General features: G+C 69.6%; 18 protein-coding genes. 10 read left to right on the top strand and 8 right to left on the bottom strand.

Going from position 1 to position 19395, the window contains the following annotated elements; translation table 11 throughout:
• Positions 1–36: 36 nt before the first annotated feature.
• The 6 genes from OG735_RS17425 (at position 37) to galK (ending at position 8027) form a co-directional block, all read left to right on the top strand.
• Entirely contained in the window at positions 37–1818 is a 1782-nt protein-coding gene (locus tag OG735_RS17425; RefSeq protein WP_327324095.1) for a PQQ-binding-like beta-propeller repeat protein, read from the top strand.
• 53 nt (positions 1819–1871) lie between these two features.
• Complete coding sequence (locus tag OG735_RS17420; RefSeq protein ID WP_327324094.1) at positions 1872–3737, top strand: outer membrane protein assembly factor BamB family protein; 1866 nt, start codon at positions 1872–1874, stop codon at positions 3735–3737.
• 233 nt (positions 3738–3970) lie between these two features.
• The gene (locus OG735_RS17415) at positions 3971–4663 is read left to right on the top strand and encodes a helix-turn-helix transcriptional regulator (protein WP_327324093.1); all 693 of its coding nucleotides are present in this window, start codon (positions 3971–3973) and stop codon (positions 4661–4663) included.
• A gap of 225 nt (positions 4664–4888) precedes the next feature.
• A complete protein-coding gene (galT, locus tag OG735_RS17410) occupies positions 4889–5932 on the top strand; it encodes a galactose-1-phosphate uridylyltransferase (RefSeq protein ID WP_327324092.1) in 1044 nt (347 codons plus the stop codon).
• Between the two features lie 5 nt (positions 5933–5937).
• A complete protein-coding gene (galE, locus tag OG735_RS17405; RefSeq protein WP_327324091.1) occupies positions 5938–6924 on the top strand; it encodes a UDP-glucose 4-epimerase GalE in 987 nt (328 codons plus the stop codon).
• On the top strand, positions 6921–8027 hold the full coding sequence (galK, locus tag OG735_RS17400) for a galactokinase (RefSeq protein WP_327324090.1): 1107 nt from the start codon (positions 6921–6923) through the stop codon (positions 8025–8027). Before galE ends, galK begins: the two co-directional genes overlap by 4 nt.
• Positions 8028–8039: 12 nt before the next feature.
• Here the strand turns inward: galK and OG735_RS17395 are convergent, their stop codons facing one another.
• Entirely contained in the window at positions 8040–8486 is a 447-nt protein-coding gene (locus tag OG735_RS17395) for a GNAT family N-acetyltransferase (RefSeq protein ID WP_327324089.1), read from the bottom strand.
• A 244-nt stretch (positions 8487–8730) separates the two neighbouring features.
• On the opposite strand from OG735_RS17395, the gene OG735_RS17390 reads away from it, so the two are divergent.
• Complete coding sequence (locus OG735_RS17390; RefSeq protein ID WP_327328355.1) at positions 8731–9510, top strand: response regulator transcription factor; 780 nt, start codon at positions 8731–8733, stop codon at positions 9508–9510.
• Here OG735_RS17390 and tamR read toward each other — a convergent pair.
• On the bottom strand, positions 9469–9966 hold the full coding sequence (gene tamR, locus OG735_RS17385) for a MarR family transcriptional regulator TamR (protein WP_324973496.1): 498 nt from the start codon (positions 9964–9966) through the stop codon (positions 9469–9471). The two genes, OG735_RS17390 and tamR, sit on opposite strands and share 42 nt — an antisense overlap.
• A gap of 131 nt (positions 9967–10097) precedes the next feature.
• On the opposite strand from tamR, the gene OG735_RS17380 reads away from it, so the two are divergent.
• A complete protein-coding gene (locus tag OG735_RS17380; protein WP_327324088.1) occupies positions 10098–10919 on the top strand; it encodes a trans-aconitate 2-methyltransferase in 822 nt (273 codons plus the stop codon).
• Complete coding sequence (locus OG735_RS17375; RefSeq protein ID WP_327324087.1) at positions 10919–11278, top strand: VOC family protein; 360 nt, start codon at positions 10919–10921, stop codon at positions 11276–11278. The genes OG735_RS17380 and OG735_RS17375 overlap by 1 nt, the downstream gene beginning before the upstream one ends.
• Positions 11279–11668: 390 nt before the next feature.
• Here OG735_RS17375 and OG735_RS17370 read toward each other — a convergent pair whose 3' ends face one another.
• Together OG735_RS17370 and OG735_RS17365 are read right to left on the bottom strand one after the other, a co-directional pair.
• Positions 11669–12358 carry a TetR/AcrR family transcriptional regulator gene (locus OG735_RS17370; protein WP_327324086.1) on the bottom strand — a complete coding sequence of 230 codons (690 nt, stop codon included), beginning with the start codon at positions 12356–12358 and terminating at the stop codon, positions 11669–11671.
• Positions 12355–13338: an acyl-CoA desaturase gene (locus OG735_RS17365; RefSeq protein ID WP_327324085.1), complete on the bottom strand. Its 984-nt coding sequence runs from the start codon at positions 13336–13338 to the stop codon at positions 12355–12357. Before OG735_RS17365 ends, OG735_RS17370 begins: the two co-directional genes overlap by 4 nt.
• 214 nt (positions 13339–13552) lie before the next feature.
• Here OG735_RS17365 and ppc point away from each other — a divergent pair, with 214 nt between their 5' ends.
• Complete coding sequence (gene ppc, locus OG735_RS17360; protein WP_327324084.1) at positions 13553–16282, top strand: phosphoenolpyruvate carboxylase; 2730 nt, start codon at positions 13553–13555, stop codon at positions 16280–16282.
• A 200-nt stretch (positions 16283–16482) separates the two neighbouring features.
• Here the strand turns inward: ppc and OG735_RS17355 are convergent, their stop codons facing one another.
• The 4 genes from OG735_RS17355 to OG735_RS17340 all read right to left on the bottom strand — a co-directional run bounded on the left by OG735_RS17355 (position 16483) and on the right by OG735_RS17340 (position 19214).
• Positions 16483–17169 (bottom strand): LPXTG cell wall anchor domain-containing protein, encoded by a 687-nt coding sequence (locus tag OG735_RS17355; RefSeq protein WP_327324083.1) that lies wholly within the window; start codon positions 17167–17169, stop codon positions 16483–16485.
• A gap of 174 nt (positions 17170–17343) precedes the next feature.
• Positions 17344–17811, bottom strand: coding sequence for a hypothetical protein (locus tag OG735_RS17350; RefSeq protein ID WP_327324082.1), 468 nt, complete (start codon positions 17809–17811; stop codon positions 17344–17346).
• Positions 17812–17866: 55 nt separating this feature from the next.
• Positions 17867–18460 carry an aminoacyl-tRNA hydrolase gene (pth, locus tag OG735_RS17345; protein WP_327324081.1) on the bottom strand — a complete coding sequence of 198 codons (594 nt, stop codon included), beginning with the start codon at positions 18458–18460 and terminating at the stop codon, positions 17867–17869.
• A gap of 160 nt (positions 18461–18620) precedes the next feature.
• Complete coding sequence (locus tag OG735_RS17340; protein ID WP_327324080.1) at positions 18621–19214, bottom strand: 50S ribosomal protein L25/general stress protein Ctc; 594 nt, start codon at positions 19212–19214, stop codon at positions 18621–18623.
• Between the last annotated feature and the right edge of the window lie 181 nt (positions 19215–19395).

Raw genomic sequence — 19395 nt, 5'->3', positions numbered from 1 at the left:
CTTCTCCCATCTCCCCATTTCCAGAGGTAAACACTCATGACACAGCCGCCGAACCAGCCGCCGCAGCAGCCGAACCAGCCGCCACAGGGAGGCTTCGGCGCTCCTCAGCCGCCCGCGCAGCCGCCGCAGATGCCGCCCGCCCCGCAGGGGCCGCCGCCCGCGACTCCTCCCGGGGCGCCCGGCTACGGCTACCCGCAACAGCCGCCCGCCCAGGCGGGTTACGGCTACCCGCAGCAGGCCCCCGGCCAGCCGGGTCCGTACAACCAGCAGCCCGGCCCGTACAACCAGCAGCCGGGTCCCTACGGCGGCTACCCGACCCAGCCGCAGTACCCCGGCGCGCCCACCCCGCCCGGTGGCGGCGGTGGCATCGGCGGCTTCTTCAAGGGCAAGCCCGGCGCCGTCGTCGGCGCGGCCGTCGCCGCGCTGCTGGTGATCGGCGGCGGCACCTACCTCGCCGTCAGCGGCGGTGACGACGAGAAGGACAACAAGCAGAACGTCAGCAAGAGCGACGACCCCAAGCCGACGGGCTCGGCGTCCGTCGACCAGGGCGACGGCAGCGGCGACGGCCGTCAGGCCGACGACGACCTCAACGCCGGGCGCAAGCCGGGCGAGGCGAAGGTCCTGTTCCTGACGAAGAACGATGTCGACCTGCCGCGCAACGGCGCCGATGTGTTCGGCCCGTGGGTCGTCGGTGACACCGTCGTCAAGGGCATGTACAAGGAGGTCGTCGGCTACTCGGCGACCGACGGCAAGAAGAAGTGGAGTCTGCCGCTCGGCGCCGAGATCTGCTCCGCGCCCGCGCAGACCTCTGCCGACGGCAAGATCGTCGTGGGGGTCAAGGACGGTCTCACCGAGAAGGCCAAGTGCCTCAATCTGCAGATGATCGACCTCAAGACCGGCAAGGCGGGCTGGAAGAAGCCGATTCCCAAGGCCAGTGGCGCCTTCAGCTCGCTCTCCGACTTCACTCTGTCGATCAGCGGCAACACTCTCGCGGCCGGGGGCAGCGGCAACTCCTACGGCTTCTCGATGGCCGACGGCAAGCAGCTCTTCAAGGGCCCGAGCGAGGGCTGCAAGCCGTTCGCCTTCGCGGGCGGCCCCAAGCTGATCGCCGCGGCGAGCTGCCCGACGTCGGACTACAACAAGCCCAAGCAGCAGCTGTCGGAGGTCGACCCGGCCACCGGCAAGCCCAAGTGGACATTCAACGCTCCGGTCGGCTGGGAGATCGACAAGGTCTACTCGGCCAGCCCGCTGGTCATCTCCCTGACGCAGCGTGAGCCGAAGAAGTGGTCCATCGTCGCGCTGAAGGACAACGGCACGGTGCGCTCGCAGATCGACGGCGGCAAGGACAAGTTCCAGCCGCGCTGCGGCGGTTCGTTCGTGGTCTTCGGCCAGAACCTCGAGGGCTGCACCGGCGTCGCCGCCGACGCGAGCACGTTCTACATGTCGACCGAGCCGGCCCGGGCGGGCGGGGCCAACGAGGTCGTCGCGTTCAATCTCGACACCGGCAAGCCCAAGTGGCGTTCGCCCGCGGGCGGCGACACCTCGATGACGCCGCTGGGCATGCAGGACGGGAGCGTACTCGTCTACAAGGAAGCGTCGTACGACAAGGGCGGTGCGGTCGCCACGATCGCGCCTACGGGTGGTGCGCCGAAGGTGCTGCTGCAACACCCGGCCTCGACCGCTGAGATCGAGAACTCCTTCTACTCCGCCAAGATGGTGTACGCGGACGGCCGGTTCTTCATCGCGAGTGGCCGCGTCAGCGCCAGCAACGACGCGGAGGAGAAGGAGACGAAGACCTTGATGGCCTTCGGCAAGTGACCGCGTCCTGAGTCCTTCAGACCCAACTCCCTTTCTCCAGAGGTAAGTACGCCATGACGCAGCCACCACCCCCGCCGAACCAGCCGCCGGGGCCCCCGCCGAACCAGCCGCCGGGGCCGCCGCCGCAGGGCGGGTTCGGCGCTCCGCAGGATCCGCCGCCCGGCGGCTTCGGAGCCCCGACGCAGCCACCCGCGCAGGGCCCTTCGTACGGCTATCCGCAGACGCAGACGCAGACGCAGCCGCCCGCCCAGCCGCCGCAGGGCCAGCCCGGTTACGGCTATCCGCAGGCGCCGGGCCAGGCGCCCGGCTACGGCGTCCCGCAGACGCCTCCGGCCGGACAGCCGCCGGCCCAGCCGGGCTACGGCTACCCGACCACGCCCATGCAGCCGCAGTACGCGCAGCCGCAGTACGCACAGCCCCAGCCCGGCGGAAGTGGCGGTGGCGGCGGCAAGAAGCTGAGCACGCAGATGCAGATCATCATCGCGGCGTCGCTCGCCGTGGTGCTGATCGTCGTCGGCGGCATCTGGTTCGCCTCCAAGGACGACGACGGCGGCGGTAAGAAGGACGAGAGCAAGAACAGCTCGGGCGGCGGCTCCGAGGGCTCCAACGGCGGTTCCACCGGCGGCGGCAAGGCCGCCGACGGCCCCGGCAAGGAGCAGGCGCCCGCGAACATCCACTCCAAGGTGGCCTTCCAGCTGCCGGAGCCCGCGCGCACCGACCTCACGAGCGTCAAGGGCTCCTGGGTCACCGACAAGGCCTACGTCAAGCCCGGGGTCAATTCGATCGTCGGCTACGACGCGGCCAAGGGCACCCCGCTGTGGACCCTCCCGCTCCCGGGTCAGGTCTGCGCGGCTTCACGCCATGTGTCCAAGGACTTCAAGGCCGCGATCGTCTTCGAGGCCGCCAAGCGGACTCCGCCGAAGAACTTCCAGCCGTGCACCGAGGTCGGCGTCGTCGATCTCAACACCGGCAAGCTGCTGTGGAGCAAGTCCGTCACCAGCGCCAAGTCCGGTGACGCCAAGGCCCAGTTCGGAGAGATCACCCAGAGCGGCACCACGGTCGCCGCGGGCGGCTCCGACGGCGGTGGGGCGTTCGACCTCAACAGCGGCGCGGTCCGCTGGAAGCCCACGGTCAACGGCGAGCAGTGCTACGACATGGGGTACGGCGGCGGCGAGGCGCTCGTCGCGGTCCGCAAGTGCGGTTCTTACGACAACGCGCAGGTCAGCATCCAGGGCCTGAACCCGGCCAACGGCACCCCGCTGTTCTCGTACAAGCTGCCGCCCGGCGTCGGCTACGCGAGCATCGTCTCCACCAAGCCGCTGGTCGTCGCCGCCGACGTCGGCGACACGGGCTCGGGCGGCATCTCGGACTTCTTCTCGCTCGACGAGAAGGGTGCGCTGCGCGCCAAGATCCCGGCCACCGGTGACAAGTACGAGGCGCGGTGCGATTCCACCGAGGTCGAGGAGTGCCAGAAGGTCGTCGTCGGAAACGGCAAGATCTACCTGCCGACCGCGGACCACGAGGGCACGGGGGATTACGGCGACACCAACGAGATCCTGTCCTTCGACCTCGCCACCGGAAAGCCCACCAGTGACCGGGCCGACGCGGGCGACCGGTACACGATGTTCCCGATCCGGATGGACGGCGGCAACATCATCGCCTACAGGTGGCCCCCCTACGACAAGGGCGGCCAGGTCGTCAGCATCGACGGCGGCACCTTCAAGCAGACGGTGCTGATGGACAATCCGGCCGACAAGCCGGTCCGTGAGGCGGAGACCAGTTTCTCCTCGGACTACGCCGAGTACCGCTACGCGAACGGCCGGCTGTACATCGGCGCGGTCCTGATGAGCAAGCCGACCTCATCCGGCGCGTCGTTCGGGAAGAAGTACCTGGCTGTCGCCTTCAGCACGGCCGACTGACTTCCGACCGGGCGCACGCCGCGCGCGGCACAACTCCGGTCAGTGGCCCGGCACATCGGTTCTCCGATGTGCCGGGCCACAGTCATGACTAGCCCTGTTGTAGCCCTGTTTGGCGAAGAATTCGGCATTCTGGGGGGCTTCTGCCGAGTTAAGGGCGCGCAACGTCGAACAAGCGTGTAGCTTGCCGGGGCAGGAGGGCCGGGGGGCCAGCTCGCGGGGATGGGGGTTGCTCGATGGGCGTGCGGCTCGTGGTGGTCGATGATCACCGACTGCTCGCCGAGGCACTCGCCTCGGCCTTGAAACTGCGTGGGCACCGGGTGCTCGCTGCTGCCGCTCCGGGGGCCGGCGCGGCCGAGCTGGTGGTGGCCAGGGCGCCCGAGGTGTGCCTGCTGGGCACGGCGGCACCCGCGGAACCGGGCGCCTTCGACCCGATCGTGAAGATCAAGCGGGAGCGCCCACAGGTGGCTGTGGTGGTCCTCGGCCCGGTGCCGAGCCCGCGAGGGATCGCCGCGGCCTTCGCGGCCGGCGCCTCCGGTTATGTGCGTCACGACGAGCGGATCGAGGGCGTCGAGCGGGCGATGGTCAAGGCGCGGGCGGGCGAGGCCGTGGTGGCTCCGCAGCTGCTCCAGGGCGCGTTCGCCGAGCTGCTCAACCCGGCCGCGCAGCCGGACGACGAGGGGCAGCGACTGCTGCAGCTGCTCACTCCGCGCGAGGTCGAGGTGCTGGTCAGGGTCGCGGAGGGCGAGGACACCCGGCTGATCGCGGCCGGGATGGGGATAGCGCCGAGCACGGCCCGTACGCATGTGCAGCGGGTGTTGATGAAGCTGGGAGTGGGCTCCCGGCTGGAGGCCGCGGCGCTGGCGGCGCGCACCGGACTGCTGGACCGGGCGACGATCGCCTCGTCGCCCGGACCGGTGGCGGAGTAGGCGTTACGCGTCCTCGGGGTCGGTGACCTCGGGCGTGGTCCCCGACGTCCTCGTACCGAAGATCGGCACGGCCGACTCGGATCTCATCTGGTTCACCTGGTTCGCCTGGCTCATCTGGTTGAAATGTCCTAAGTAAGCGCATGCTGCATGCCCATTGACGATGACTGTTGGCTTGTGATTTGTTATGTGCGGTTCTGTTTGCTGGGAGGCTGAGGGAGCTCCAGAGTGAAGAAGACGTCGACCCGGCTCGCCGACGGTCGTGAGCTGCTCTACTACGACTCCCGCGACGACGCCGTACGAGACGCCGTGGACCGGCGGCCGCTCGACCCGATCTCCACCACCTCCGAAATCCGCCACGACCCGCTGCTCGGCGACTCGGTCGCCATCGCCTCGCACCGTCAGGGCCGCACCTACCATCCGCCGGCCGACGAATGCCCGCTCTGCCCGTCCAGGGACGGCCGCCTCAGCGAGATCCCGGCCGCCGACTACGACGTCGCCGTCTTCGAGAACCGCTTTCCGTCCCTGGCCGGCGACTCCGGCCGCTGCGAGGTCGTCTGCTTCACCTCCGACCACGACGCCTCGTTCGCCGACATCGGCGAGGAGCAGGCCGCGCTGGTGCTGGAGGCCTGGACCGACCGCACCGCCGAGCTCGCCGAACTTCCGCAGGTGGAGCAGGTCTTCTGCTTCGAGAACCGTGGTGCCGAGATCGGGGTGACGCTGGGGCACCCGCACGGCCAGATCTACGCGTACCCCTTCGTCACCCCGCGCACCGCGCTGATGCTGCGCTCGGCCGCCGGACATCGGGCCGAGACCGGCCGCAATCTCTTCGACGACCTGGTCGCCCGCGAGCGTGAGCAGGGCGTACGAGTGGTGCTGGAGGGTGAGCACTGGGTCGCGTTCGTGCCGTACGCGGCGCACTGGCCGTACGAAGTGCATCTGTACCCGCTGCGGCGTGTTCCGGACCTTCGGGCGCTGGACGACGCGGCGCGCACAGAGTTCCCACAGATCTATCTGGAACTATTGAGGCGCTTCGACCGGATCTTCGGTACGGGGGAGCCGCCGACGCCGTACATCGCGGCCTGGCACCAGGCGCCCTTCGCTGATGTCAACCGGAGTGACTTCGGGCTTCATCTCGAGCTTTTCACCATCCGCCGGACTTCCGGCAAGCTGAAGTTCCTCGCGGGTTCCGAGTCCGGTATGAGCGTGTTCATCAATGACGTGCCGCCGGAAACCGCGGCCGAGCGACTGCGAGAGGTAGCGAGCGAGTGAGTGGCATGCCGCAGAAGAAGTACCTGGTCACGGGTGGCGGGGGATACGTCGGCAGCGTGGTGGCGCAGCATCTGCTGGAGGCCGGCCACCGGGTGACCGTGCTCGACGACCTCTCGACCGGGTTCCTGGAAGGGGTTCCGGCGGGCGCCGAGTTCATCGAGGGCCGGATCCAGGATGCTGCCAAGTGGCTGGATTCCTCGTACGACGCGGTGCTGCACTTCGCGGCCTTCTCGCAGGTCGGCGAGTCGGTGGTGAACCCCGAGAAGTACTGGACCAACAACGTGGGCGGGACCATGGCGCTGCTTGCCGCCATGCGGTACGCGGGCGTGCGCAAGCTGGTCTTCTCGTCCACCGCGGCGACATACGGCGAACCGGTCTCCATGCCGATCACCGAGACCGACCCGACGGCCCCCACCAGCCCGTACGGCGCGTCCAAGCTCGCCGTCGACCACATGATCACGGGCGAGGCCGTGGCGCACGGCCTCGCGGCCGTCTCCCTGCGGTACTTCAACGTGGCGGGCGCGTACGGCCCGTCGGGCAACATCACCTGCGGCGAGCGCCACGACCCCGAATCGCATCTCATCCCGCTGGTGCTTCAAGTCGCTCTCGGCAAGCGTGAGTCGATCTCGGTGTTCGGCGACGACTACCCGACCCCGGACGGCACCTGCGTCCGCGACTACATCCATGTCGCCGACCTTGCCGAGGCGCATCTGCTCGCGCTGGACGCGCCGACCGCCGGCGAGCACCTCATCTGCAACCTCGGCAACGGCAACGGCTTCTCGGTCCGCGAGGTCATCGAAACCGTACGCAAGGTCACCGGGCATCCGGTCCCGGAGGTCGTGGCCCCGCGCCGCGGCGGCGACCCGGCGGTGCTCGTCGCCTCCGCGGCCACCGCGCACAAACTCCTGGGCTGGCAGCCGAGCCGCGCCGACCTGGCGGGCATCGTGTCGGACGCCTGGGCCTTTGCCCGTGGGAGGGAGAACGCGTCATGAGTGACGGTGTGTGGGCGGCCCCCGGCCGGGTGAACCTGATCGGTGAACACACCGACTACAACGACGGTTTCGTGATGCCCTTCGCGCTGCCCCACACCACGGTCGTCACCGCGGCGCGCCGCGACGACGGCGTGCTGCGGCTGCACTCGGCGAATGTCGAGGGCGGCACGGTCGAGCTGCGCGTCGGCGACCTCGCGCCGGGGCGAGGGGCGGGCGGCTGGACCGACTACCCTGCGGGCGTCGTCTGGGCGCTGCGCGAGGCGGGCCATCCGGCCGGTGGCGCGGACCTGCACTATGAGTCCACTGTGCCCACGGGCGCGGGCCTCTCCTCGTCCGCGGCGCTCGAGGTCGTCACGGCTCTCGCTCTGAACGACCTGTACGAACTGGGCCTGGAGCGGTGGCGGATGGCCCGGCTGTGCCGGCGTGCCGAGAACGTCTACGTCGGCGCGCCCACCGGGATCATGGACCAGACGGCCTCGGCGTGCTGCACGGACGGGCACGCGCTGCATCTGGACACCCGGGACCTCTCCCAGCGCCAGATCCCCTTCGATCTGGCGGCGTTGGGCCTGGAACTCCTGGTCGTCGACACCCGCCTCAAGCACGCCCACAGCGACGGCGAGTACGGCAAACGCCGCGCGGGCTGCGAGGCGGGGGCGGCGGCGCTCGGCGTTCCCGCCCTGCGGGACGTTCCGTGCGAGGGCCTGGCCCAGGCGCTGGACCGGCTGGACGATCCGGAGGTGCGCGGCCTGGTGCGGCATATCGTGACCGAGAACCACCGGGTCGAGCGGGTGATCGGCCTTCTGGAGGCGGGCGAGGTGCGCGCCATCGGCCCGGTGCTGACCGAGGGGCATGCCTCGCTGCGGGACGACTTCCGGGTCTCCTGCCCGGAACTGGACCTGGTGGTCGACACATCGCTGGCGGCGGGCGCGCTGGGCGCGAGGATGACGGGCGGCGGCTTCGGGGGCTCGGCGATCGTCCTGACGGATGTGCCGACGACACCGACGGTGACGAAGTCGGTCCTGGAGGCGTTCGCGTCCGCCGGTCACGCGGAGCCGAGGATCTTCCCGGCGACGCCTTCCCGGGGCGCGACGCGGGTGTCGTGAGCCCTCGGCCCGCTACGCCAGCCGCTTCGTGAGGATGAACTCCGTTGCCCCCGGCGGGTAGTCGTCCACTCTGCCCACCACCTCGTACCCACGCCTGCGGTAGAACTCCGGCGCCTGGAAGTCCCAGGTCTCCAGGCGTGCGTACACGCAGCCCCGGTCCTGCTTCGCCCTCCGTTCCGCCTCGTCCAGCAGCCGCGTACCGAGGCCCGTGCCGCGGTGGGTGTCCGCGACCCAGAGCAGATCCACATGGAGCCAGCGTCCCCAGGTCAGTGCCGTCAGTCCGCCCGCCAGCTCGGCCGTGCCCGGTTCGAGCGCCCAGACCTCCAGCGGCACTTCGTCGTCGTGCGGTGCACCCCGCAACCCCCGTATCGCCGGTGACCGCCCCGAGTTGCTCTGCTCCAGCCGCTCACTGAGCAGCATCCGCCGATCTTTGTCGACTTCTGTCGCAATACGAAACATGCGGCCCACCCTAAACACCCTGGCCAATCAGTTCTGCAAATAGCCTTCCGCTCCAGCCCCCCAGCCGTACGCTGATGCTCAGCACCGGTGGGGGCCGGTGTTGATCAGGGGGCGAGACAGTCGGGTACGACGCCCGGAGCGGGGTATCAGTCACAGCACGGCGGCGGCCGAGCGACCGCTGAACTACCCCGAATACCCGGGCGGCGTACCCGCGCCGGTCCGTCCTCCGACACTGGGGGTGTCTGTGGTTCGTATCCGGGTTCTGGTGGTGGACGACCACCGCATCTTCGCCGAGTCACTCGCCGCCGCTCTTGCGGCCGAGCCCGATGTGGATGTCGCCGCGGCCGGCAGCGGCCCCGCCGCGCTGCGGTGCCTGGAGCGGGCGGCCGCCGACGGCCGCAGATTCGATGTGATGCTGGTCGACGCCGACCTCGGCGCCCTCGCGGTGCCGGGCGGCCGTGCCGTAGCCGTCGCCCGTGCCGTGTCCGACAACGGCGAGGAGGGTGTCGTCGACGGTATATCCCTGGTCGCCGGCGTCCGTTCCGGCCATCTCGCCGTGCGTACGGTCGTGCTCGCCGAGAAGGACGACCCGCGCCGCGCCGCGCTCGCTCTCCAGGCCGGCGCCTCCGGCTGGGTCGCCAAGGACTGCTCGCTGCAGCGGCTGCTCGCGGTGATACGGGGAGTGCTGAGGGACGAGACCCACTTGCCCCCCGCTCTGCTCACCGGCGTACTGCGAGAGCTGACCGCGGCCCGCAAGCACCGCACCGAGAGTGAGCAACTCGTCGAGTCGCTCACGCCGCGCGAGCGTGAGGTGCTGCGCTGCATGGTCGCGGGCCTGGGGCGCAAAGCAGTGGCCGAGCGCCTCTTCCTGTCTCCGCACACCGTTCGTACGCATATGCAGAACGTTCTGGGGAAGCTGGGCGTGCACTCCACGCTCGCCGCGGTCGCTCTCGCGCGCCGCGCCGGGGTCGGTCCGGTCGACCTAGCCGGGAACGTTGTCGAACGGGGCGGTCAACTGGCGTAGCAGCGCGGCCAGTTCGGCCCGCTGCGCCCGGGAAAGCTCGGAGAGGATTGCGCGCTCCTGCGCGAGCAGCCCGGCCAGCGCCTGGTCGGCGCGGTCCCGCCCCTCGGGCGTGAGGCGCACCAGCACACCGCGCCGGTCGCTGGGGTCGGGCAGCCGCTCGACCAGGTCCTTCTTGGCGAGCCGGTCGATGCGGTTGGTCATGGTGCCGGAGGTGACCAGGGTCTGGGTCAGCAGCTGTCCCGGTGAGAGCTGATACGGAGCCCCCGCGCGCCGCAGCGAGGTGAGGACGTCGAACTCCCACGGCTCCAGATTGTGCTCGGAGAAGGCGAGCCGCCGGGCCCGGTCGAGGTGGCGGGCGAGCCTGGAGACGCGGCTGAGTACCTCGAGCGGTTCCACGTCGAGGTCGGGGCGCTCACGGCGCCATGCTGCGACCAGTCGATCGACCTCGTCCTCCATGTCGATCAGTGTAGAGGGTCTGTCGACGTGAAGTCTCTTGACGTCAAGATATATTCGGGCGCAGGCTTGGGCATGGTCGGGCCGGCACCTCATTCCGCTTCGGCGCACCGTTCCTGCAAGGGGGCTCGAACATGCATTCCGCACCAACCTGGGATCCAGAGCAGTACCTGCGCTACGCCGGGCACCGCACACGCCCATTCGTGGACCTTCTCGCCCGAATACCCCGGCTGCCCAATGGCGACCGTCCCGCCCGTATAGCGGACATCGGCTGCGGCCCCGGCAATGTCACCGCACTCCTCGCCGACCGCTGGCCCACCGCCCACATCACGGGCTTCGACCTCTCTCCGGAGATGCTCGCGATCGCGGAGAAGGAGCACGCAGGCGCCACACCCGGCGGCGGCTGGCTGGACTTCCGGCCCGCCGATGCCGCGCACTGGACGCCCGGCGAACCGTACGACCTGATCGTCTCCAACGCGGCACTGCAGTGGGTGCCGAACCATCCCGAGTCCTTCCCGGTCTGGATCGAGGGACTCGCTCCTGGCGGCACCTTCGCCTTACAAGTCCCCGGCAACTTCACCTCCCCCAGCCACGCGCTCCTCGGCGAGCTCTGCGAAGCCCCGCAGTGGCGCGGCCGGCTCGGCGACCGCGGGCGGCGCTTCGTCCACATCCTGGACCCTGCCGACTACCTCGCCCGCCTGGTGGATCTCGGCTGCGAGGCGGACGTCTGGGAGACCACGTATCTCCAGCTCCTCGCCGGGGAGGATCCGGTGCTGGACTGGGTCAAAGGCACGGCGCTGCGTCCGGTCCTCACCGCGCTCGGCGACGACGCCACGGCCGAGGCCGAGTTCCTGGGCCAGTACCGCGATCTGCTCCGCAAGGCGTATCCGCCGGGCCCGCACGGCACGGTGTTCCCGTTCCGCCGGATCTTCGCCGTCGGGCGAAAGGGTTTCTGATGCTCACCGCCGTCGACCATGTCCAACTGGCCGCGCCGCCCGGCTCGGAGGACGCTCTGCGCGCGTACTACTCCGATGTCCTGGGTATGACGGAAATCCCCAAGCCTCCAGTGCTTGCGGCCCGCGGCGGCTGCTGGTTCCAGCAGGGTCCCGTCCAGCTCCATCTCGGCATCGAGGCGGACTTCCGGGCCGCCAGGAAGGCCCACCCCGGACTGCGGGTCACGGGCATCGAGGCGTACGCGGCGCGGCTGGAGGAGCGCGGTGCGAAGGTGGTCTGGGACGATGGCCTCCCGGGACACCGCCGCTTCTACTCGGAGGACCCGGTCGGCAATCGGCTGGAATTCCTGGAGCCGGCGTAGCAGCGGGCATGCGCGGACCGACGCGCACCACGGTCGGCGAGGGGTTTTCCCTGGAGTAGGGCTTCAAGGAAGGCCCCTCTCCTTGTGGTAGCGGTACGTCCCAGAATTCGCATACCCAAGAACCTCAAGTCACCGGCGCGCCCTGCGGCCGTCCTCATGGCCACTGGAGCGATCGCCGGAGTGATGGGTGTCGCTCCGGCAGCCGCCGCGCCCGCCAATGGGTCTGGGCCCTGGTGCTGTGCGTCGCGGTCGTCTCGGCGGTCGCCCTGTGCCGGGAGACGGCCCCCGGACGGCGCCCCGTCGGGTGGCGCACTCCCGGACGGCGCGCCCCCGGACGGCGCGGCTGACGCCGCGCGCCCGTGCTCGCCCCGGGGCCGGAGGCGGCGCCGCTCAGTTCTTGCGGTGCCCTATCAACCGCGGCTTCGCCTCCAGGCTGCCCAGACCGTGCCAGGCCAGATTCACCAGATGCGCCGCGACCTCCGCCTTCTTCGGACGGCGGGCGTCCACCCACCACTGGCCCGTCAGCGCGACCATGCCGACGAGCGCCTGCGCGTAGAGAGGCGCCAGCTTCGGATCAAAACCGCGGGCCTTGAACTCCAGACCCAGAATGTCCTCGACCTGGGTCGCGATATCGCTGATCAGCGACGCGAACGTACCGGTCGACTGGGCGACCGGAGAATCGCGCACCAGGATGCGGAAACCGTCCGTGTACGTCTCGATGTAGTCCAGCAGCGCAAAGGCGGCCTGCTCCAGCAGCTCGCGCGGATGCCCCGCGGTCAGCGCGCTCGTCACCATGTCCAGCAGCTGGCGCATCTCGCGGTCCACCACAACGGCGTACAGACCCTCCTTGCCACCGAAGTGCTCGTACACCACGGGCTTGGAGACACCGGCCTTCGCGGCGATCTCCTCGACCGAGGTGCCCTCGAAGCCCTTCTCGGCGAAGAGGGTGCGGCCGATGTCCAACAGCTGCTCCCGGCGTTCCGCCCCCGTCATACGGACGCGGCGCGCTCGCCGGCTCCCGGAGGGCCGGTTCTTTTCCGTGCTGCTGGTACCGCCGTCGATCGCCACGTTGTCAATCATGCCGTCTCGGCGGCGTCAATCCTGCGCCGGGCGTCAATACGTGACGCATCCGGCCAGCGCACGTCGTACGCCCAGCCCAGCTGCTCGAACCAGCGGATCAGCCGGGCGCTGGAGTCGATCTGGCCGCGCAGCACGCCGTGCCGCGCGCTCGTCGGCTCGGCGTGGTGGAGGTTGTGCCAGGACTCGCCGCAGGACAGCACCGCCAGCCACCACACATTGCCCGAGCGGTCACGGGACTTGAAGGGGCGCTTGCCGACCGCGTGGCAGATGGAGTTGATCGACCAGGTGACGTGGTGGAGCAGGCAGACACGGACCAGCGAACCCCAGAAGAAGGCCGTGAACGCGCCCCACCAGGACATCGTGACCAGGCCGCCGACCAGGGGCGGGATCGCGAGGGACAGAATCGTCCAGTAGATGAAGTGGCGGGAGATGCGACGGAGCGCGGGATCCTTGATCAGATCCGGTGCGTACTTGTGCTGAGACGTGCGCTCCTCGTCGAACATCCAGCCGATATGTGCCCACCACAGGCCCTTCATCAGAGCCGGCACGGTCTCGCCGAAGCGCCACGGCGAGTGCGGGTCGCCGTCCGCGTCGGAGAACTTGTGGTGCTTGCGGTGGTCCGCCACCCAGCGGACCAGCGGGCCCTCGACCGCCAGCGACCCCATGATCGCGAGAGCGATCCGGAGAGGACGCTTCGCCTTGAAGGAGCCATGGGTGAAATAGCGGTGGAAGCCGATCGTGATGCCGTGGCAGCCGATGTAGTACATCGCCACCAGCAGGCCGAGATCCAGCCAGCTCACACCCCAGCCCCAGGCCAGAGGCACCGCGGCGAGCAGCGCGACAAAGGGCACCGTGATGAACAGCAGCAGGGCGATCTGCTCCAGCGACCGCTTTTTGTCCCCGCCCAGCGTGGCGAAGGGGAGATCGTCGGCTGCCGACGGCTTCGGGGCGTCGTCCAGCAGATGCGGGCTTGTGGCCATGAGGGTCCCCTGTGGGGTGAGAGATGGGACTGAAGATCGAGGCTACGGATGCGTAACCTACGCCATCGTAAGTATGCAGGTGTGCGGCCCCGCGGCAAGAGACCTGTGGATAACGTCAGGGAAATGGACACCTATCCTGGGTGTCGTCGGACAGCGCGGTCCGCAGCCTCCAGAACCCTCCAGACGTGCTCAAACACTGCAAGGAGCCGCACCTGTGAGCAGTGCCGACCAGACCCCCACCGCCAGCGCCGAGCTGCGCGCCGACATCCGCCGACTGGGCGATCTGCTGGGCGAAACCCTCGTCCGGCAGGAGGGCCCCGAGCTCCTCGAGCTCGTCGAGCGGGTCCGCGCACTGACGCGCAGCGACGGTGAGGCCGCAGCCGAGCTGCTCGGCGACACCGACCTCGAGACCGCGGCCAAGCTGGTGCGCGCCTTCTCCACCTACTTCCACCTCGCCAACGTCACCGAGCAGGTGCACCGCGGCCACGAGATGCGCGAGCGGCGCGCCGCCGAAGGCGGACTGCTGTCCCGTACGGCGGACATGCTCAAGGACGCCGACCCCGAGCATCTGCGCGAGACCGTCAGGAACCTGAACGTCCGGCCCGTGTTCACCGCGCACCCCACCGAAGCGGCACGGCGTTCCGTACTGAACAAGCTCCGCCGTATCGCCGAGCTCCTCGAGACCCCCGTCATCGCCGCCGACCGGCGCCGGCACGATCTCCGGCTGGCCGAGAACATCGACCTCATCTGGCAGACCGACGAGCTGCGCGTGGTGCGGCCCGAGCCCGCCGACGAGGCACGCAATGCCATCTACTACCTCGACGAGCTGCACGCCGGCGCCGTCGGCGACGTGCTGGAGGACCTGTCCGCCGAGCTGGAACGAGTCGGCGTCGAACTGCCCGCAGGCACCCGGCCGTTGACCTTCGGCACCTGGATCGGCGGCGACCGCGACGGCAACCCCAATGTCACCCCCGCGGTGACCTGGGAAGTGCTGATCCTCCAGCACGAGCACGGCATCACCGACGCGATCGCGGTCATCGACCATCTGCGCGGACTGCTCTCCAACTCCATCCGCTACGCGGGCGCGACGGAAGAGCTGCTGACATCACTGCAGACGGACCTCGAGCGGCTGCCCGAGATCAGCCCCCGCTACAAGCGGCTCAACGCCGAAGAGCCGTACCGCCTCAAGGCCACCTGCATCCGGCAGAAGCTCGTCAACACCCGCGAGCGCCTCGCCAAGGGCACACCGCATGAGGCGGGCCGCGACTACCTCGGCACCGCCGAACTGCTGCACGACGTCACCCTCATCCAGACGTCGCTCCGCGCACACCGCGGCGGACTCTTCGCCGACGGCGGCCTGGACCGTACGATCCGCACACTCGCCGCCTTCGGACTGCAGCTCGCCACGATGGACGTGCGCGAGCACGCCGACGCGCACCACCACGCGCTCGGGCAGCTCTTCGACCGGCTCGGCGAGGAGTCCTGGCGATACGCCGACATGCCGCGCGACTACCGGCAGAAGCTGCTCGCCAAGGAACTGCGCTCACGACGGCCGCTCGCCCCGACTCCCGCGCCGCTGGACGCCGCAGGACAGAAGACCCTTGGCGTCTTCCACACCGTCAAGGAGGCCTTCGAACGCTTCGGGCCCGAAGTCATCGAGTCGTACATCATCTCGATGTGCCAGGGCGCGGACGACGTCTTCGCGGCGGCGGTGCTCGCACGCGAGGCCGGTCTGATCGATCTGCACGCGGGCTGGGCAAAGATCGGCATCGTGCCCCTGCTGGAGACGACCGACGAGCTGAAGGCCGCGGACGTCATCCTCGACGCGATGCTCGCCGACCCCTCGTACCGCAGGCTCGTCTCGCTCCGCGGTGACGTCCAGGAGGTCATGCTCGGATACTCCGACTCGTCCAAGTTCGGCGGCATCACCACCTCGCAGTGGGAGATCCACCGGGCGCAGCGGCGACTGCGCGACGTGGCACACCGGTACGGCGTACGGCTGCGGCTCTTCCACGGTCGCGGCGGCACCGTCGGCCGCGGCGGCGGCCCCTCCCACGACGCGATCCTCGCGCAGCCGTGGGGCACCCTCGAGGGCGAGATCAAGGTGACCGAGCAGGGCGAGGTCATCTCCGACAAGTACCTCATCCCGTCGCTCGCCAGGGAGAACCTGGAACTCACAGTCGCGGCCACACTGCAGGCCTCCGCGCTGCACACGGCGCCGCGCCAGTCCGACGAGGCGCTGGCCCGCTGGGACGCGGCCATGGACACCGTGTCGGACGCCGCGCACGCCACCTACCGGCGTCTGGTCGAGGACCCGGACCTGCCCGCGTACTTCTTCGCAGCCACCCCGGTGGACCAGCTCGCCGACCTCCACCTCGGCTCGCGCCCCTCCCGGCGGCCGGACTCCGGCGCCGGTCTCGACGGCCTCCGCGCCATCCCGTGGGTCTTCGGCTGGACGCAGTCACGGCAGATCGTGCCCGGCTGGTTCGGCGTCGGGTCAGGACTGAAGGCGCTGCGTGAGGCCGGCCTGGACACGGTCCTGGACGAGATGCACGAGCAGTGGCACTTCTTCCGCAACTTCATCGCCAACGTAGAAATGACGCTGGCGAAGACCGATCTGCGGATCGCCCGCCACTACGTCGACACGCTCGTGCCCGAGAACCTCAAGCACGTCTTCGCCACCATCGAGGCCGAGCACGCACTGACGGTACGCGAGGTGCTGCGGATCACGGGCGGTGAGCAGCTGCTCGACTCACACCCCGCGCTGCAACAGACGTTCGGCATCCGGGACGCGTACCTGGACCCGATCTCCTACCTCCAGGTCTCACTGCTCGCCCGCCAGCGCGCGGCGGCAAAGCGCGGCGAGGAGGCGGACCCGCTGCTGTCGAGGGCGCTGCTGCTCACGGTCAACGGTGTGGCGGCGGGCCTGCGCAACACGGGCTGACGCCCGCGGCCGGATGTATGGCGGATGCCCTGCGCCGTGAGGTGCGGGGCATCCGTCGTCCCGGTGCATCCCGGGGCTGCGCCCCGCACCCGTTGCCGCGCGGCGGGACAAGCACGGGTATGCGATACGCGGTGCCCCCCGCCGGAGTCCCCTGGCGGGGGGCACCCTTCTCAGCGCCTCGCAGCGCCTCGCAGCGCTTCTTAGTGCCGCTGGGCCGTGCGGCGACGGGCCAGCAGATAGCCGCCGCCCGCGACCAGCGCGACCGCGAGCGTCGCGAGCATGCCGATGGGCGCGCCGTTGCCGGTCTCGGCGAGGTCGCCAGAGGTGCCGTCGGCGCTCGGCGCCGCGCTCGGCTTCGAGTCGCCCGCGGCGGTCGGGGCGGTCGCTGTCCCGGCCGGCGTGGACGGCTGCTCACTCGGCTGCTCGCCCGGCTTGTCGCTCACCGTGGCGCTCGGCTTGTCGTCCGGCTTCGAGTCCTCGCTTCCGCAGTCGGTCCAGAAGACCTTGTGCTTGGCCCGGCCGTGCTCGCCGTCGAAGTTCCAGAACAGCTTGTAGTGGCCGTCGGGCAGACCCAGATCCGTGGTCCTGCCGTGGCCGTCGCCGTCGAGCGTCAGCGAACCGGACTGAACCGTCTCGCCCTTGACGTCGGCGGTCGGGGCCCAGGCCTCGATGTGCCAGTCGACCTGCTGACGGGCGTCAAAACCGAAGGCGTCGAGATAGAAGGAGCAGACGTGCGGTTCGTTCTTGCGGAGTTCTTCACCGGTCTTGGCATCGTGGATTTTCACGGTGCCGTTGTCGCCGGGAGGGGTGGCGAGCGCGGAAGGCGCGGCCAGCAGCGAGAGCGCCGCTGCCGCCACCAGTGCGCCGGAGGACATGAGGGTGCGCATGGGCAATCCAACGTGAGAGAGGACGGATGCCGTGGGGGGCGGCTCAGCGTCCTGTGAACGCGCGGTCCGGTCAAGACACCTCGTGACGCATCCGCCCCAAGCGCTGACACTTGTCCCAATAGTCCTGGATAACGATCAGGTGAATGTGACGTTCCGGTAAGGGAGCCGGATCGTTCAGAGCGCGAAGAACGCCCCCACCAGCAGCGCCCCGCCCGCCGCCGCCGTTACCCAGGCCACGCGCGTCAGCCGCAGTCCGCCGCCGATCACCAGACCGGCCAGAACCAGCGCGCCGCCGAGCGGGAGCCAGGCGAACAGAGCACCCGCCGTGCCCGTCCGCACCACCTCGTCCGTACCGGGCTTCACCACGACCGCGAGCTTCGCGCCCTTCCGCACGGCAACCGACTTGTCGATGGTCACGCCGGAGCGGGGAGCGGCCGGGTCCTCGGGCTCGTACGGGCCCGTGCAGGTGTCCTTGCCGCAACTGGCGATCTTCAGGGTGCCGTGTTCACGGCCCTTGGCCAGCAGGACGTGCTGAGCCGTGCCCCAGGACGACCAGACGCCGGCGACGAGCAGCAGCGCGGCAACACACGCCATCGCCGCCCGTTGGCCGTAAAGGAGCATGCGGGTCCGCTTCGGGCTCATGGGCCGCGATCCTTGGCCATGCACGCGCGCCCGGTCAACTCGCGGCCCGGCTTTATCAGGAGTTGTACGTACTTTGAGCCCGCTCCAGGCCCTCGGTCACCAGACACTCCACCGCATCCGCCGCGCGGTCCACGAGATACGCCAGCTCCTTGCGCTCCGTGGACGAGAAGTCCTTCAGAACGAAATCCGCGACCTGCATCCGGCCCGGCGGACGGCCGATCCCGAACCGCACCCGGTGGTAGTCCGCGCCCATCGACTTGGTCATCGACTTCAGACCGTTGTGCCCGTTGTCGCCGCCGCCGAGCTTGAGCCGCAGCGCGCCGTAGTCGATGTCCAGCTCATCGTGGATCGCGACGATATTCGCGGTCGGCACCTTGTAGAAGTCACGCAGCGACGTGACCGGACCGCCGGAGAGATTCATGTACGACATGGGCTTGGCCAGCACAACCCGACGGCCACTCGGACCCGGCGAGCCGATCCGGCCCTCGACGAGCTGCGCCTGAGCCTTCTGCGCACGCTTGAACTTGCCGCCGATGCGCTCGGCGAGGAGGTCGGCGACCATGAACCCGACGTTGTGCCGGTTCGCGGCGTAGTCGGGCCCGGGGTTGCCGAGGCCCACGACGAGCCAGGGGGCGTTCGCGTCGGACATCTGCGCTGCGTCTCCTCGCATACGGCATACGTACAGCAGGTACAGGTACAGGTACAGCAGGTAGAGGTACAGATACAGGAAACGGGGTGGCGGGCCGCAGCCCGCCACCCCGTCAAGCCAAGCCGGGCAGAGCCGGGCCAGGCCGAGCAGAGCGTACGGCTCAGGCCTCGGCGGCCTCTTCGCCCTCGCCCTCGCCCTCGGCGGCCGGCTCCTCGGCCTGCGCGGCCAGGACCTGCAGGACGACGGTGTCGTCCTCGACGGCCAGGGTCGTGCCGGACGGAAGCGGCACGTCCTTGGCGAGGATGGAGTCGCCGGCCTCCAGGCCCGCGATGGAGACCGTGACGGACTCCGGGATGTGCGTGGCCTCGGCCTCGACCGGCAGGGCGTTCAGCACGTGCTCGACCAGGTACGCACCCGGGGCCAGCTCGCCCTCGGTGTGGACGGGGATGTCGACGTTGACCTTCTCGCCGCGCTTCACGAGGAGCAGGTCGACGTGCTCGATGGAGCCCCTCAGCGGGTCGCGCTGGACCGACTTCGGGATGGCCAGCTCGTTCTTGCCCTCGATGTCCAGGGAGATCAGAACGTTCGGGGTACGCAGGGCGAGCAGCAGCTCGTGGCCCGGCAGCGTGATGTGGATCGGGTCGGAACCGTGACCGTAGAGAACACCGGGAACCTTGTGCTCGCGGCGGACGCGACGGGCAGCACCCTTGCCGAACTCCGAACGGATGTCGGCGGCGAGCTTCACCTCGGACATGTGCACTCCTCGTATTGCAGATAGATCTGGTGGCGGTCACCCGGCCACGACAGGCCTGCTACGAAGAGCGCGTCGATAACGGACCGCCGTACATATGAGTACGGCCTCCCTCGCCGAGCAACCTGCACAGTCTACTCGGAGCCCCCCGAGTCACCCAATCGATCAAGAGCCGATGCGCTGC

The sequence above is a fragment of the Streptomyces sp. NBC_01210 genome (assembly GCF_036010325.1).
Lineage (GTDB): Bacteria > Actinomycetota > Actinomycetes > Streptomycetales > Streptomycetaceae > Streptomyces.
The sequence above is the reverse complement of the archived record's forward strand: the minus strand, read 5'-3'. Positions and strand labels throughout refer to the sequence as shown.

Excerpts from the sequence above, each read along its gene's own strand:
- OG735_RS17395 (WP_327324089.1), bottom strand. The coding sequence starts at position 8,486 with ATGTTTCGTATTGCGACAGAAGTCGACAAAGATCGGCGGATGCTGCTC.
- OG735_RS17420 (WP_327324094.1), top strand. The coding sequence starts at position 1,872 with ATGACGCAGCCACCACCCCCGCCGAACCAGCCGCCGGGGCCCCCGCCG.
- OG735_RS17365 (WP_327324085.1), bottom strand. The coding sequence starts at position 13,338 with ATGGCCACAAGCCCGCATCTGCTGGACGACGCCCCGAAGCCGTCGGCA.
- OG735_RS17350 (WP_327324082.1), bottom strand. The coding sequence starts at position 17,811 with ATGAGCCCGAAGCGGACCCGCATGCTCCTTTACGGCCAACGGGCGGCG.
- OG735_RS17340 (WP_327324080.1), bottom strand. The coding sequence starts at position 19,214 with ATGTCCGAGGTGAAGCTCGCCGCCGACATCCGTTCGGAGTTCGGCAAG.
- OG735_RS17380 (WP_327324088.1), top strand. The coding sequence starts at position 10,098 with ATGCATTCCGCACCAACCTGGGATCCAGAGCAGTACCTGCGCTACGCC.
- tamR (WP_324973496.1), bottom strand. The coding sequence starts at position 9,966 with ATGGAGGACGAGGTCGATCGACTGGTCGCAGCATGGCGCCGTGAGCGC.
- galE (WP_327324091.1), top strand. The coding sequence starts at position 5,938 with ATGCCGCAGAAGAAGTACCTGGTCACGGGTGGCGGGGGATACGTCGGC.
- galK (WP_327324090.1), top strand. The coding sequence starts at position 6,921 with ATGAGTGACGGTGTGTGGGCGGCCCCCGGCCGGGTGAACCTGATCGGT.
- OG735_RS17425 (WP_327324095.1), top strand. The coding sequence starts at position 37 with ATGACACAGCCGCCGAACCAGCCGCCGCAGCAGCCGAACCAGCCGCCA.
- OG735_RS17415 (WP_327324093.1), top strand. The coding sequence starts at position 3,971 with ATGGGCGTGCGGCTCGTGGTGGTCGATGATCACCGACTGCTCGCCGAG.
- OG735_RS17375 (WP_327324087.1), top strand. The coding sequence starts at position 10,919 with ATGCTCACCGCCGTCGACCATGTCCAACTGGCCGCGCCGCCCGGCTCG.
- pth (WP_327324081.1), bottom strand. The coding sequence starts at position 18,460 with ATGTCCGACGCGAACGCCCCCTGGCTCGTCGTGGGCCTCGGCAACCCC.
- OG735_RS17370 (WP_327324086.1), bottom strand. The coding sequence starts at position 12,358 with ATGATTGACAACGTGGCGATCGACGGCGGTACCAGCAGCACGGAAAAG.
- OG735_RS17355 (WP_327324083.1), bottom strand. The coding sequence starts at position 17,169 with ATGCGCACCCTCATGTCCTCCGGCGCACTGGTGGCGGCAGCGGCGCTC.